Origin of the sequence: Okeania sp. SIO3I5 (assembly GCF_010672085.1) — a bacterium.
Lineage (GTDB): Bacteria > Cyanobacteriota > Cyanobacteriia > Cyanobacteriales > Microcoleaceae > Trichodesmium.
Genome location: NZ_JAAHHT010000071.1, coordinates 3,537 through 18,277 on the forward strand (window position 1 = coordinate 3,537; position 14,741 = coordinate 18,277).

11 protein-coding genes are annotated in these 14,741 nt (G+C 34.6%); 7 read left to right on the forward strand and 4 right to left on the reverse strand.

Features of this window, described 5'->3' with window-relative positions; all coding sequences use genetic code 11:
* Window positions 1-143: 143 nt before the first annotated feature.
* From F6K40_RS17420 to F6K40_RS17440, 5 genes are all read left to right on the forward strand, one after another.
* On the forward strand, window positions 144-272 hold the full coding sequence (locus F6K40_RS17420) for a hypothetical protein (protein ID WP_293138013.1): 129 nt from the start codon (window positions 144-146) through the stop codon (window positions 270-272).
* A gap of 296 nt (window positions 273-568) precedes the next feature.
* Window positions 569-2,686 (forward strand): aminotransferase class I/II-fold pyridoxal phosphate-dependent enzyme, encoded by a 2,118-nt coding sequence (locus F6K40_RS41615; RefSeq protein ID WP_293138015.1) that lies wholly within the window; start codon window positions 569-571, stop codon window positions 2,684-2,686.
* A 120-nt stretch (window positions 2,687-2,806) separates the two neighbouring features.
* Complete coding sequence (gene cbiT, locus F6K40_RS17430; protein ID WP_293138017.1) at window positions 2,807-3,409, forward strand: precorrin-6Y C5,15-methyltransferase subunit CbiT; 603 nt, start codon at window positions 2,807-2,809, stop codon at window positions 3,407-3,409.
* Between the two features lie 360 nt (window positions 3,410-3,769).
* A complete protein-coding gene (locus tag F6K40_RS17435) occupies window positions 3,770-3,952 on the forward strand; it encodes a hypothetical protein (protein ID WP_293138019.1) in 183 nt (60 codons plus the stop codon).
* Between the two features lie 245 nt (window positions 3,953-4,197).
* Window positions 4,198-5,079, forward strand: coding sequence for a phosphatidate cytidylyltransferase (locus F6K40_RS17440; RefSeq protein WP_293138021.1), 882 nt, complete (start codon window positions 4,198-4,200; stop codon window positions 5,077-5,079).
* An 889-nt stretch (window positions 5,080-5,968) separates the two neighbouring features.
* Here the strand turns inward: F6K40_RS17440 and F6K40_RS17445 are convergent.
* On the reverse strand, window positions 5,969-6,745 hold the full coding sequence (locus tag F6K40_RS17445) for an LmeA family phospholipid-binding protein (protein WP_293138023.1): 777 nt from the start codon (window positions 6,743-6,745) through the stop codon (window positions 5,969-5,971).
* 397 nt (window positions 6,746-7,142) lie between these two features.
* Between F6K40_RS17445 and F6K40_RS17450 the strand changes: the two genes are divergently transcribed.
* Together F6K40_RS17450 and F6K40_RS17455 are read left to right on the forward strand one after the other, a co-directional pair.
* Window positions 7,143-7,898 carry a pseudouridine synthase gene (locus F6K40_RS17450; protein WP_293138025.1) on the forward strand — a complete coding sequence of 252 codons (756 nt, stop codon included), beginning with the start codon at window positions 7,143-7,145 and terminating at the stop codon, window positions 7,896-7,898.
* A 1,109-nt stretch (window positions 7,899-9,007) separates the two neighbouring features.
* Window positions 9,008-9,910, forward strand: a complete 903-nt coding sequence (locus tag F6K40_RS17455) for a helix-turn-helix domain-containing protein (protein WP_293138027.1) — start codon at window positions 9,008-9,010, stop codon at window positions 9,908-9,910.
* Between the two features lie 21 nt (window positions 9,911-9,931).
* On the opposite strand, the gene malQ is transcribed toward F6K40_RS17455, so the two are convergent.
* The 3 genes from malQ to F6K40_RS17470 all read right to left on the reverse strand — a co-directional run bounded on the left by malQ (window position 9,932) and on the right by F6K40_RS17470 (window position 14,735).
* Window positions 9,932-11,449, reverse strand: coding sequence for a 4-alpha-glucanotransferase (malQ, locus tag F6K40_RS17460; protein WP_293138029.1), 1,518 nt, complete (start codon window positions 11,447-11,449; stop codon window positions 9,932-9,934).
* 790 nt (window positions 11,450-12,239) lie between these two features.
* Window positions 12,240-13,163, reverse strand: a complete 924-nt coding sequence (locus F6K40_RS17465; RefSeq protein ID WP_293138031.1) for a bestrophin family protein — start codon at window positions 13,161-13,163, stop codon at window positions 12,240-12,242.
* An 822-nt stretch (window positions 13,164-13,985) separates the two neighbouring features.
* Complete coding sequence (locus F6K40_RS17470; protein WP_293138033.1) at window positions 13,986-14,735, reverse strand: hypothetical protein; 750 nt, start codon at window positions 14,733-14,735, stop codon at window positions 13,986-13,988.
* Window positions 14,736-14,741 lie beyond the last annotated feature (6 nt).

A 14,741-nucleotide genomic window follows, 5' to 3' on the forward strand; every position in this document is an offset into this window, starting at 1 on the left:
AACCAAACCAAGACACTAATAATTGAAACCCTCAAAAATTTCACCAGCAGATTTCTAGTCAACAGTTCTAGAACAGGAATTATCGCCAGAATTCTAGTAGCTACTTGTAGAAATCTACTTGTAGAAATTTAGAGAAAATAATTTTGCCAAAGTTTCGTCTAATTGAAACTCTGAAAAATCTCACCACTAGATTTCTAGTCAACAGTTCTAGAACAGGAATTATCGCCAGAATTCTAGTAGCTACTTGTAGAAATCTACTTGTAGAAATTTAGAGAAAATAATTTTGTTAAAGGTTCGTCGCGACTTCTAGAATAAAATTAATCAAAGCTCCTAAAATCTCGAAAATTGGAAATCCTCAACCAAACCAAGACACTAATAATTGAAACCCTCAAAAATTTCACCAGCAGATTTCTAGTCAACAGTTCTAGAACAGGAATTATCGCCAGAATTCTAGTAGCTACTTGTAGAAATCTACTTGTAGAAATATAGAGAAAATAATTTTGTCAAAGTTTCGTCGCGACTTCTAGAATAAAATTAATCAAAGCTCCTAAAATCTAGAAAATTGGAAATGCCTAACCAAAGCAAAACACCAATAGTTGAAACTCTTAAAAATCTCTCCCAAAAATTTCATGCTCCTTTCTATGCACCAGGACATAAACAAGGAAAAGGCATTCCACAACCACTCACTGAATTACTCGGTAAAAAAGTCTTTCCAGCAGACTTACCAGAACTACCAGAACTAGATAACCTCTTCACTCCAGACAGTGTAATTCAAGAAGCTCAAGAATTAGCAGCAGAAACCTTCGGCGCATTACACACAAAATTTTTAGTCAACGGTTCTACTACAGGAATTATCGCCGGAATTCTAGCTACTTGTGGAAATAGAGAAAAAATAATCTTGCCTCGGAATATTCATCAGTCTGTAATTTCCGGCTTAATTCTATCTGGAGCAATTCCGATTTTTATCCATCCAGAATATAACTCCCATTGGGATATTCCTCTCAGCATTACTCCCCAATCTATCGCCCAAACCTTAGCCAAACATCCCGATGCTAAAGCAGTAATGATAGTTTATCCCACCTATCATGGAGTTTGTGGAGATATTAGAGCGATCGCCCAACAAGTCCATAAATATAATATTCCTCTATTAGTAGATGAAGCTCACGGAGCTCACTTTGCTTTTCATCCAGAATTACCAATACCAGCATTAGTCAGTGGAGCAGACTTAACTGTACAGTCAACTCATAAAACTCTAGGAGCTATGACTCAAGCATCCATGCTTCATATTGGAAGCGATCGTATCGATCTTTATCGACTTGAGCAAGCATTACAGATATTACAGTCTAGTAGTCCAAGTTATTTACTTCTAGCTTCCCTTGATGCTGCTCGGCAACAAATGGCTTTATTGGGTGAGGAGTTGATGAATCAAACTCTAGAATTAGCTAAGAATGCTAGAAACAGAATTAGTCAACTGTCGAATTATTCGGTATTCGAGCTAGAAGTAAGGAGTAAGAAAAAAGAAGAAAGAAGCTTGACTTGCTTATCAGGAGATTCAGATTTATTAGAGAATGAGGTGAAAGAAAAGATTGAAGAATCAGCAGAAATATTCTCAAGTCCTAACCCTCAACTCCCAACTTCTAACTCCCCTTTATTAGAGAATGAGGTTAAAGAAGGGATGGGAGAATCAGGAAAAATATTCTCAAAATTCGAGCTAGAAGAAAGAAGTTTTACTTGCTTATCAGGAGACTCAGATTTATTAGAGAATGAGGTGAAAGAAAAAATTGAAGAATCAGGAGAAATATTCTCAACTCCTAAGACTCAACTCCCAACTTATAATTCTCCTTTACTAGAGAATGGGGTTAAAGAAGAGATGGGAGAATTAGGAGAAATATTCTCAAAATTCCCGCTAGAAGAAAGGAGTAAGAAGAAAGAAGAAAGAAGTTTTACTTGCTTATCAGGAGATTCAGATTTATTAGAAAATGAGGTTAAAGAAAAGATTGAAGAATCCGCAGAAATATTCTCAAGTCCTAACCTTCAACTCTCAACTTATAACTCCCCTTTATTAGAGAATGAGATCAAACAAAAGATTGAAGAATCAGCAGAAATATTTTCAACTCCTAACTCTCAATTCCCAACTCCTAACTGCCCAATTGAGAATTATTTCAACCCAGGATTTATTGCCCTTGACAAAACAAGATTAACTATTAAAGTCTCTAATATTGGATTGAGTGGGTATGAAGCTGATGAAATTTTGCATCAAGAATTAGGAGTTACCTGTGAGTTACCCAGTTTCCAAAATTTGACGTTTATTATTTCTCTGGGAAATACAAAAGCAGATATCGATCAATTAGTAACTGGTTTAGTTAGTTTAAGCGATCGAGGTTTTGCTAATTTACCTACTAATCACAGAAGAAAATTTGACTTCCAGGCAACTGATTTTTCCATACCTGTCTCTCCTAGAGATGCTTTTTTTGCCCAGAAAAATTGTTTGCCCATTGAAAAATCTGTAGGATATATCAGTGCCGAATTACTTTGTCCCTATCCACCAGGGATTCCAGTATTAATACCTGGTGAAATTATTACAGAAAAACATCTTCAGATACTTGAACAAGTCCGGGCATTAGGTGGGATAATAACAGGGTGTAGTGACCCTAATTTTAAAACTATTAAAGTTTCTAGATTTTAGTTTTGACCGAAAAATTGGGTTTCAAGCCTCGCCATTCTAGGGCGACTTTTTATAGGAATCCCCAAACCCTAATTAATTATTATCAATAATCAATTATTCATTATTCATTATTCATTATTTATGCCTTCGCAACTTTGGCCTTATATTACTCCAGGTATCCCAGATGACTTGTTTGAACGTTTACCTGGTATTCCCCTAAGTAAGCGAGAAGTCCGCTTACTGATAATATCTTATTTACGATTACAATCAGATTCATTAGTATGGGATATTGGTGCAGGAACAGGAACCATACCAGTAGAAATCGGCTTGATATGTCCCCAAGGTGGAGTTATTGCCATAGAAAGAGATCAAGAAGTAGCAAGTTTAATTAGGAGAAATTGTGACCGCTTTGGAGTGAAAAATGTCACAGTAGTTGAAGGTAATGCTCCCGAATGTCTTGATAGTTTAACCGATGCACCTAGCCATGTCTGTATAGAGGGAGGTCGTTACATCAAAGTTATACTGCAAGAAGTTTGGAAAAGATTATTACCAAAAGGTCGCATTATTGCCACTGCTGCTAATCTAGAAAGTCTTTATGCTGTTTCTGAAAGTTTTGCTGATTTACAAGTTAGGAATGTAGAGGTAGTACAGTCGGCAGTGAATCGTTTGGAGACTAGGGGAATACATCAAACCTTTGCGGCAATTAATCCCATATTTATTTTGAGTGGAGAAAAAATCAATTAATTTTTTCGTCAGCTTCAACTAAAGAATGTTAACTATAGCAATTCCTCATACTTGTTAGGCAGTAGTAATGAGATAAACAGGGAATAGAAAAAAAGAAAAATTACTTTACCTCAGTAACTGAAGAAACGCTTTTATTATATGATTGCTCATAGCTGACTGCTGAGATATGAATGCTTAGAATAAAACATACCTGGACCCACTGTATATATAAAATTAATAGAGATGTAGCTACAGCAAAAATAATTATAAACAGAGGATTAATAGCGGTTGAGAGTGTAAAATTTAAGTTTTAACTTTCCTGGCTGTTGTCCCGCGCTCTCCATCCCCCCTAACCCCCCTTTCCAAGGCAGGGTCAATTTATTGTCATCAGAGAAAAAAGTAGGAGAGGGTGGGGAGGTGTGGGAGGTGTGGGAGGTGTGGGAGAAAAATCCGCTTTTATTTATGCAACTTCCGTATCCCAATCCTCCCCATCTTCCCAATCCTCCCCATCCGGACCATCCTCCCCACCCTCTCCCTAAATATTCTCTGGCGACAAAGAATTAGCCCTACCTTTCCAAGGGGGGAGGGGGAGCGTCGGGATGAAAGCCAGGGCCAGGATTCGGATACCTTCATAAGCTAAACGTTCATAGGCCCTTGACAAGCTAGGAGCATTTTGTTATTATCAATGTCAACACAGGGGGAGGACATCACCTCTGTCTAAACAGCGGTCAGGGTTTCCCAGACTGAAGAATCCCTATAAGTCCCGTAAGGGCAACGTCGGGAGTATGTCAAGTTAATAACATAATATTATGTCTTGGTCTCGAATAATTAGTGGACTTGTAGCGATCGCCGTAGCTCTAGGAATGATTATTTTTGGGGGATGGTGGTTTACAGTCGGCATGGGAATAATAGTTTACCTAGGCCAACTCGAATATTTTCAACTAGCTCGTGCTAAAGGTATTGCACCGGCAGCCAAAACTACTCTAGCATTAAGTCAAATCATATTAGTAGTAGCAGCCCTAAATGTTGACCTGGTAGATGCCATATTTACATTAGCAGGAACCATAATTTGTTTTTATCTACTATTTCAACCAAAATTAGCAACTATAGCTGATATAGCATCATCAATTTTAGGTCTATTTTATGGTGGATATCTACCTAGCTATTGGGTGAGACTCAGAGTTGGACTTGAAGCTCAATCACAGACATCCCAAATAGCCCTGGAAAACTACGAACTGATGTCATGGATAGATCCTTTAAGTTGGCCTCCAAGCTTAACATTTACTCTACTTGGTTTTTGCTGTATATGGGCTGCTGATATAGGTGCTTATTTTGTCGGAAAGTTCTTTGGTCGAATTAGACTTTCAGAAATAAGCCCGAAAAAGACTGTGGAGGGTGCAATATTTGGAGTTTTAGGTAGTGTAGTAGTAGCTACTATAGGTTCTTGGTACTTAGATTGGCCTGGTTCGCCTTGGACAGGTGCTTTCTTGGGTTTAATAGTAGGTGTTGCTAGTCTACTTGGAGATTTAACTGAATCCATGATGAAACGAGATGCAGGTGTTAAAGATTCTGGACAACTGATACCTGGACATGGAGGAATTCTTGACCGGACTGATAGTTATGTTTTTACCGCACCTCTTATATATTATTTTTTCACTTTACTTTTACCAGCCCTCCAAAATTATAATTAGCATATCAAAGTCTATCAATATTTGTATTTGGTAAGGATTCAGCTAACTTATAGTCAGCGCTTCAGCAATTAATAATGAGTAATTACTTCTAATACCATTTCTCAAAAACTTTTCTATACTTTCTTGAGTAGGGGAGTAGGGGAGAAGTAAATATAATAATAATTAATATTAACTGGCTAACAATTAGGGAATAAGTTTATTTTCTCTGCATTAATTACTTGATAACTGAAGTGTCACTAAAGTATAGAATCAATGCATGGGAATTTGTATAAGATTTTGGAAGCAGAATTTTGCACTAACTTTTTATTATTTCTCAATTTCAAAGGTTACTTGGTGGTGCAGAATGCAAAGTGTGGGATAAGTAATTAGGTTGTTCCAACACCAACTCAGCTCTTTGTGCAGCAGTATTTTATTTGCGACTATTATTTTTCTTCCAGGGCTATTTCGTTCTAATTTATGACTTTTTTTGCATTAAAGAAAATATGCCTTTTCAATGATTGAAGGTTATATCAACCAATCTCTAAAAGCTAGTCAAATCCTCAGTTGATTCTAGAATGAAATAGCCCTGTTTTTATTCTTTTGTGTTCTTAGTAATGTGTTCCTAGTAATCGCTGTTTCCTAAAAGATAGAATTTTGTATCTCATTTATGATGATAATTTTTATAGCGCTACGCGAAGCGTGAATAGGGAATAGGGAATAGTAAACTGTCAAAGGATTTAAGGATTTGAGGATTTATAAATATCCTAACCTTAATGCGTAGCACTATATAGTTGAATTGTAAGCATTCAGATATCAGCAATAAGAAATTACTATTTGTAGTAAGATTTGATTTTACTGAAAAAATAATAGCTGATATCTGATAACTTACGGCTGAATGCTTACGTTTAATTTAGGGTTTAACTATCAAGCTACCTTGACAAACAAGTTGACCTGATTCTAATGTTAATTCCTGTAGTTTAACATCCGAACCCAAATCAATTTTGATGGTATTTGAAAAGTCATAATTAGACTTTTGTAAAACGTGAAAGTTCAGATTCTCTAGTAGTAATTTACAGCTAGTAGCAAGTTTTAAATCAGTATGTAAATTGAAAGGAATTTTTTCATCAAATTTAGACAAAAAATTAGCAAATAAATTTATATTACCTGTAGATATTTCTGCTTTCTGGTCATACAAGCTAATAGGTTGCTCTATATCTTCTATAAAATCTGGCGGTAATAGTGGAGTTAAAAAATCAATGATCGCCTCAGCAAATATATCAGATTTCAGACTAGCATTAAAGTCAGATTGTAGCAATTTAATCTGACCAAATATAGGAAAAGATTTTAAGATTTTTAATGGCTTACCCTTAATAATTTGACCAATATTAATCCGAATGCCAGTAGCAGATAATTTGACCTCAGTTAAATGTAATCCTCGAAAAATTACATTAGAAGCAGTAACAGAAACTTGGGGAATTTTACCTGTAATAATTTGGCGATCGCCACCTTCAATATGAACCTTTAATTGTTCTACCTGATCTAATTGGGATTTTAACCAAAATTTCAAAGCTGGAGACAGAAATCTACTAACAATTCTACTCTTTTTCTTAGTTGATATTTCATCTTGATTCTGAACGGCAACATCAGAATCAGAAATTTGATAAAGTTCTGGTAAATTTTGATTCATCAAAGACACTATGAGGATTAGTATACTTAATTTATATATTTCCTATCTCTGGAAATATATAAATTAACAGATTTTGCAGATTTAGGGTAGGGGAAAATATCCAATTAGCTAAATATAGTAATCCTGATAATGGATATTAGGATATAGGATTGAGGTTGAACGAGAATTAAAAGTTACTGAAAAAGCGGACATCATAAGTTAACTTTAGCTGTAATTGTTTATTTTCATTGCTAATAGCTGAACGCTTACAAAAAATCTGGTCAATAGCTTACCCTTTTAAGGCGATAATAAATAATAAACTTCAGTATTTCAAGCTAGATGATTCAGGGGTTGGTACTGATAACTGAGAACTGAAATGACTGGTAATCTGATTATTAAAAGTAATTAAATAAACAATATGGATGAAAGATTACAAAAAATATTATCTCAGTGGGGAATAGCTTCTCGGCGTCAAGCGGAACAAATGATTATAGCTGGACGAGTCAAGGTAAACGATCGAGTTGTCCAATTAGGTGAAAAGGCTAAACCATACTTGGACAAAATTGAAGTTGATGGTCTGCCCATTAAACCAGAAAATCGGCCTCAACCCATATATTTATTGCTCAATAAACCTATGGGAGTAATTTCAACTTGTTCGGAACCTAGCAAACGTAGTAAAGTTTTAGATATCCTAAGTACAGAACTGCAAAATGGAAAAGGTATTCATCCTGTAGGACGTTTAGATGCAGACTCTACAGGGGCACTACTCCTCACAAATGATGGTCGGGTAACTTATGGTTTAACCCATCCTAAACATTGTCTTCCCAAAACCTATCAAGTCTGGGTAAAAGGTTATCCCCAGGAATCAACCTTAAAGTTGTGGCGTCAAGGTATTATCTTATCTGGTCAAAAAACTTTACCAGCTCAGGTTAAAGTCTTAATAGAAGATAATAACTCTCAAACTCTTTTAGAAGTGATTATCTCTGAAGGCAGAAATCGCCAGATTCGTAGAATTGCAGAAAAATTGGGACATCCTGTCCTCAAACTACACCGTACTGCAATTGGCCAAATTAAGTTACAGCTACCTGGAGAGTCAGTTTTACCTATTGGCCATTATCGAGGGTTAAAGGATTTTGAAATCAATTTTTTGGATGACAAAATTATCAAATCGTAAGTTATAAAACAGCTAAAAGCTGATTGTTCATAGCTGAATTTTTACCTCTCTTTATATGACAAATAAGTATTATTTTTGAGAGTTTAAACTGAGTTCCTAAAATAATTAAATATCCAAATAATATTTCTAAATTGTTTCATACTTTGTGTTTGTTCAATCTGGCTACCTTAATCAAAATATATTTTGTTTGTACAATTTTTTGGATTTATAGCATTTTTAAGGATGGTGAGGTACTGTGTAACACAGCCTTCAAGGCTGTAACAAGCAGGATGCTTGAACTGCCACTCATTACTAACAGGTTTCCAGCTTTTAACAAATAGTAAAGCTTTGTACCTCACGTGCCTCGGAAACTGCTGTAATTGTATTAGAAATATATTTAGGAGTCATAATAGTAATTTTTTTCTTAAACTAAGCACCAAAAATAAATTTATTGCTCAAATTAAGTTATAGAATATCGTTAGAATAATGTTGAAAATAATATAAGTTATTAAAATAGTTTATTGACTAATTGAAGGTCTAAACCCTCTTATTTTTAAGTATAAATAAAGCAAGAAAAAATTTTGTAAATTCTCTTTTATTAAGGAGAAGTAATTAACAAATAATAATTTCTGAAATGAGATATCTCTTTGATAAAGAATCAAGTTTATTGTTTTTTCCTAAGAAACTAAAATAGATGCCTATAGATAAAAAACAGATAAAAAATATCTAAAATAAATGCTTAAATGCTCGATTAGATGCTGTGCCTTATAAATTATGAATCCTGAATCATAACTCTAGGGTAATTTGTAGCGAACTTTTTTCTAAATAGGGTTTGCTGATTAAATTTTAAAGCATTGACAGATAAAGGTTTTAGCCAATAATGGTCTTTCATGCATTACAAGGTTTTTGCTACGCAAGAGCTGCAAAAAGTTAGGATTTTGGGTTAACAAGAGCTGAAAAATCAGGAATTAAATTCTTCCTTCTGCCTCCTCTAAATTCCTTACTCCTCCTGTATCCTGTATCCTGTATCCTGACTCCTACCCTCACCCATAAGACTTTTTCAGCAAACCCTAAATAGGATAACTCTTAAAACAAGACAAACTATAGTTTATATAAAATAAGTTAAAGCAATGGTGAATTTGACAGGAATAAAAAACCTGAAAAAAAGTTTCTCTTTTGTACCCTTAAAACAACGTTTTAATCAAAGGAAAAAATTATCTTTTGAAGAAGAACAAAGTCAAGCATTGAGAGATATAGGGCATAAATTAAAAATGTTTAGAGATAAAAATTCGATTTGTTTAGAAAAAGTATCAGTAGTGACAATGATTAGAATTAATTTACTAGAAGCGATAGAAGAAGGTAATTTAGAAAAACTGCCAGAACCAGTTTATATCCAAGGTATGATTAAGCGATATGCAGATGCTATGGGATTAGATGGAGAGGAACTAGCAAAATTATTTCCAACTGCAAAAACTCAAGAAATTACCAAAAAATCTTTCCCGAATGTATCAATGTTTCAGCTACGACCATATCATCTTTACTTCTTATATGTATTGCTTGTGATTTTATCAGTTCGTTTGTTACCTTATGTGATTAGTAGCTCTTATATATTAGGGAGAGAAAAAGGAATTACTAACTCGGAAAAACAACAATATCAAGCAGAAAATGAGGGTAATTTGTTAGCTTCAGTATCTCCAGAAAATAGGAAAACTGAACAAAAATCTTCAGCTCAAACTACAACGGAAAAATTAGAGAAAAAAAATCAAAAACAACCTGTGGTACTTAGTGTAATTGTTAAAGAGGAATCCTGGGTATCAATAGAAATAGATGGAAAAATAGCATTTGAAGGCACTTTAGCTCAAGGCACTCAGAAGAGTTGGTCAGCTCAAAAACAACTGGTTTTTTGGGCAGGAAATGCTGGAGGAATATTTATACCTATTAATAATGGACAAAATATGCAACTGGGAAAACTGGGTGAAGTAAAACAAGTTGTTTTTACTCCTACTAACACCCAAATTTCCCATCAAAATTAAAGACTATGATTTCTCCTAATATTAATCCTCCTGATTTTTTAGGGTACGACCATAAATGTCTGTTACTTCTTTGAGGCGATCGCTTGCCTCTGAGGTTAACATCCCCGATTGGTAACGCCAGTCCCAATTACCATCAGGAACACCAGGCTGATTCATAATAGCTTCTTCGCCCAAACCTAAAATATCTTGTAGAGGAAAAATTGCCATATAAGCTACGGAAGACATAGCTAAACGAATTAAATCCCAATGAATGCCGTTACCCCAACTACTACCAAGAAAACGATAAACTCGTTCCTGTTCTTCAGGAGAGCGCTTATTGAACCAGCCCACAGTTGTATTATTATCGTGAGTGCCAGTATAGACAACCCAATTGGCAGAATTATAGTTGTAGGGTAAATAAGGATTATCACTACCTGAGTCAAAAGCAAAATGTAGAATTTTCATGCCAGGAAATTCAAACTTATCCCGTAACTCTTCCACATCAGGAGTAATAATCCCTAAATCCTCAGCAATAATTGGCAGTGTACCTAACTTTTCTTTAATAGTATTAAAGAAAGTCTTACCCGGAGCTGTAACCCATTCACCATTTATGGCTGTAGTTTCGCCCTGGGGTACTGCCCAATAAGCAGCCAAACCTCGAAAGTGGTCAATTCTAATCAAATCAACTGTATCCAGCATAGACTGAATACGTTGTACCCACCAGAGAAAATTGTTCTGTTCTAATTTATCCCATTGATAAACTGGATTACCCCATAGTTGACCAGTCTCACTAAAATAATCTGGGGGAACGCCAGCCATTAAAGATGCTTCATTTGTTTCTGAATCTAAGGAGAATATTTCAGGATGCCCCCAAACATCGGCACTATCATGGGAAACATATATAGGAAGGTCGCCAAAGATTTCAATTCCTTGCTGATTGGCATAATTTTTTAATTCATCCCATTGCTGGAAGAACTGAAACTGAACAAATTTATGGTACTGAATTTCATCAGCTAAACGTTGTTGCCATTCTGTTAATGCTGCTGGTTGACGATTGGCAATATCCTCATCCCAAGTATGCCAACTAGCTCCTTCGTGAGCTTCTTTCAAAGCCATATAAAAAGCATAATCATCTAACCAAAAAGCTTTACTGGCGCATAATTCCTTGAATGTTTCTAGTTCTTCTTCAGAAGCCTCTTTTTGAAAGTTTTGGTAGGCAGTTTTCAGCAGAGTTCCCTTGAGTTGGGCAACCAAATCAAAATCGACCTGATCCTTTGGAAATTCGGGTATGTTGGAGATATCCTCTTCAGAAAGCAATCCTTTATCTTTCAACTTATCTGGACTAATTAGCAGTGGGTTTCCTGCCATTGCCGAATAAGCTTGATAGGGAGAGTTGTCTGGTCCTGTTGGCCCTAATGGTAGAACTTGCCAAATTTTTTGTCCACTATCTTTCAGAAAATTCACAAAATTGTATGCTTCTTGGCCTAAGTCACCAATTCCAAAGGGACTGGGGAAAGAAGTTGGATGCAGTAAAATACCGCTAGCTCTTGAAAGTGGCATAGTTAAACCTAAAAAACTAATTAAAACAATTACTGGTATGATGTGCCAGTCTACAACTAATTTTATCTCAACGTTGGTTGAAGACCCGCGCTCTCCCGTAGGGGAGCGTCTTATGGGAAAACTAATCAATCTTGCTTGCGCTTTTACAGATAAGCATGTTAAAATACAAAAACTCAACTAAAAACCAAGGTTGAGATATTAATTGTTTTTTTAAGTCCCGTCGCCGAGGGGCACTCGGAGAAGTTAAACGGATACGGAGGAAGCGTTAGACTGGCAAGCCAGCATTTTCCAGTGAGGTGTCAACCCGCCCTGAGTCCTTCCTTCAGCGCATGTCTGTTGGAGTGATGGATGGGAATCCCGCGCTGTCTCGCAGAGCAGCGTCGGGAGGATGTCAAGATGGAGAGAGTATTTTTTGATAGTTAAAATTTTGTTGATTTTTCTATCCTTACTTGTCACATCAATTCAAAATTATTGCATTATATAATTCACTCATTATAACCTCTGACTTTAGGCAGAGGCTTTAATCCTTAATTAAACAATTATTGAAATTCACGCAAGAATCAAAATTTTTGAACGCGTGAATTTTTAATTTTGAATTAAAAAAATGGTCATATAATTAGGAAATTCTCAAATTTAGTCAGAGGCAGAATATAATTTTTAAGTATCTGCTTTAACTATAATTGTGCAATTGTGTGGCTAAGTATTCAGCTATTATCAGCTATCAGTTTTTTTGAGTTGATAAATAGTCTCTAAGAGAATAATTTTGTATTGTTAATTTTTTTAATTTTGACTAATTTGAGGTAGGCAGTTCTCCGTCAATTAAATATTCTTTACGAGAATCAGAAGTCAATAATTCTTCAATATCAAACAACAGTCGATCGCACATTTTATCTAAAGGTAAATCATTAGGATCGTAACCAAAGGGATTTTCTATTTCTAATCCTATTGCTTCAATTCCTAATAGAGCAAAACTAATTATTCCCACAGCAGGAATAGTTGTCCAAGATAACTGGCCTACTAATTGAAAGGGTAAAGCGAAGCAATAAAAAAATAATAAATGTTGTAAGTGAATTGCATAAGCTAGCGGGATAGGTGTATTTAAAATTCTTTCACAGGCAGTTTCATCTTTTACCATAGAGTCTAAGATTTGATTATAGGTAGAAAGCTGAATACTATCTATATAATTCAGGTCGTATACTTGACGGAAATAATCTCCAATCCATTTAGCTATTCTTAGAGGAATATGATTAACTTCTTTCAGTTCTAAATATTTATTTTTGCTAATAATTGACTGAAGTTTTCCATCTACATTTTCATTTCTCAAGTGTAGTTTTGTACTTATAAAAAATCCTGCTAAAAGTAGAATTGCTGCTTTTTTATCTTCTGTATCTGTTGGAGTTTTTTCAGGGATATTTACCCATATTTGTCTTGATAAAGATCGACATGAAATTATGATTCCGCCAATAACTTTTCGCCCTTCCCAAAATCTGTCATAAGAGGTATTAGTTCTAAAAACTAACAATAAACCTAATACAACACTAGGAATTAAACTACTTAAAATTGGTTGATCTATTTCAATTAATCCCGTTTCATAAATAATAGTAATTATTGCAGAAAAAATCATTGAAACTACTACTCGTTGCCAAACTTGATATATAACTGAGCCTTTTAAGGTTAGGAGTAATTTTATCCAGTTTTTGTTCTTTAAAATCATAGTTATTCTTTGATTGCAAGGGAGTAAGATTAATCAGTATTTTTTTCACTTGATAGTTACTTCTATTGTCAAAATGTAAGCATTTAACTATGAGCTTTCAGCTCTCATATCTAACCTTGAAATCAGGCAATTCTTCCTTGAACTTATAGCACATTTTAAAGCCATAAATTGAAATACAAAAACAACAAGTTTGACTTGTCAACCCATACAATTAATTGTGTTACATGAAATATAAATCTGTCTCGGAAGCTGATAGCTGATAGCTGACGGCTGAATACTTACGTCAAAATTAATATATAAGTAACAAAAGGGGAATAGAAAAGAGGGAATATGGAGTAGGATTAATTAGTATTTTTTCCTTCTTTGTAGTTGCTTATACTGTCAAAGTTAACATAGAAGTAATAACTATGAAAATACTGTAGCAATTCCCAAAAAGCGTGAGGTACAAAGTTCCTTTGTTTTAGGGAGTAGGGAGTAGGGAGATAGGAAATATAATACCAAGCGTGAAAAAAGAATGTTAGGAATCGTCAGGGTTATAAAAATACTTTTCATAAAATGCCCCTTTGACAAAAAAGATGATTTACGACCTAAAATATTGTACTGAAGCTATTATTCTGACTCCTGACTGTACGTTGCCAATCCGAGGATAGGAATCAGAAGAAATAGCCTATATATCATTTATTCAAGTCAAACTCTGTTTTTAGTCAAATAGATAAGTCTTAAGTAAACTCTTTTAACCAGCTTATTGCAGAGGTACTGATAATTGATAACTGATAACTGAAATGACCTTATTCATAGGAGTTAAATTGCGAAAAAAATTATTTAACTAGGTTCTAAACAAGTGTACATCTGATTATTTGATTTAGTTACTTGTTGGAGTTGAGTAATATTTTTATTAATCACTTTTTCTACCTCAATTTTGACATCATCAGACATTGAGGATAGCCATCCATCAATATCAATGTGCATCCATTGTTTACTAGAGTTATTGTAAACAACAAAGTCAAGAAAACGACTTATATTTGTTGCACCTGCTGTTTCACTAACTTCTTTCATCATAAAATAACTTAAGCCATAAAATGGTTCCGAACCTTGTTTAAAATATTGTTCCCACCCACTCCAATTTAAGTTATTACGAGTTAACATTTTTTCTGCAAAAAAAGTAGCTAAACCTTCTGCATAACAGTCAAGTAATTGTGCATTTAATAGGTGAAATATTTCGTGAGCTAACTGACCGTGGAAAGCATATTCAGATGATTTACGACTTAAGTAAATAGTAAATTCTCCTTGATTTGCATTATCAAGTGAAGTTAAAGCAGTCGTATTTAAGTTTAAATTTACTTTTTTTACTGGTATTCTGGGTTTACCGTAAAGTTGTTGAGTATAATTAAATCCTGATTCCACAAAAGAATAAATCTGAGGATTATTGAAACTAGCATTTAAGGCTGTTATTTCGGGTGAGTCAATAAATTGAGCGGAAACTTTTTGAAATGTGAAATTAGGAAGGTAGAGAAAAATTATTAGGGAAATAATTGTGATTAATAAAAATTTGATTCGGGAAATAATTAGCATAGTTTG

Coding starts and splice junctions, on each gene's coding strand:
- F6K40_RS17440 (WP_293138021.1), top strand. CDS start 4,198: ATGTCTTGGTCTCGAATAATTAGTGGACTTGTAGCGATCGCCGTAGCT.
- cbiT (WP_293138017.1), top strand. CDS start 2,807: ATGCCTTCGCAACTTTGGCCTTATATTACTCCAGGTATCCCAGATGAC.
- F6K40_RS17465 (WP_293138031.1), bottom strand. CDS start 13,163: ATGATTTTAAAGAACAAAAACTGGATAAAATTACTCCTAACCTTAAAA.
- F6K40_RS17450 (WP_293138025.1), top strand. CDS start 7,143: ATGGATGAAAGATTACAAAAAATATTATCTCAGTGGGGAATAGCTTCT.
- F6K40_RS41615 (WP_293138015.1), top strand. CDS start 569: ATGCCTAACCAAAGCAAAACACCAATAGTTGAAACTCTTAAAAATCTC.
- F6K40_RS17470 (WP_293138033.1), bottom strand. CDS start 14,735: ATGCTAATTATTTCCCGAATCAAATTTTTATTAATCACAATTATTTCC.
- F6K40_RS17445 (WP_293138023.1), bottom strand. CDS start 6,745: ATGAATCAAAATTTACCAGAACTTTATCAAATTTCTGATTCTGATGTT.
- F6K40_RS17455 (WP_293138027.1), top strand. CDS start 9,008: ATGGTGAATTTGACAGGAATAAAAAACCTGAAAAAAAGTTTCTCTTTT.
- malQ (WP_293138029.1), bottom strand. CDS start 11,449: ATGCCACTTTCAAGAGCTAGCGGTATTTTACTGCATCCAACTTCTTTC.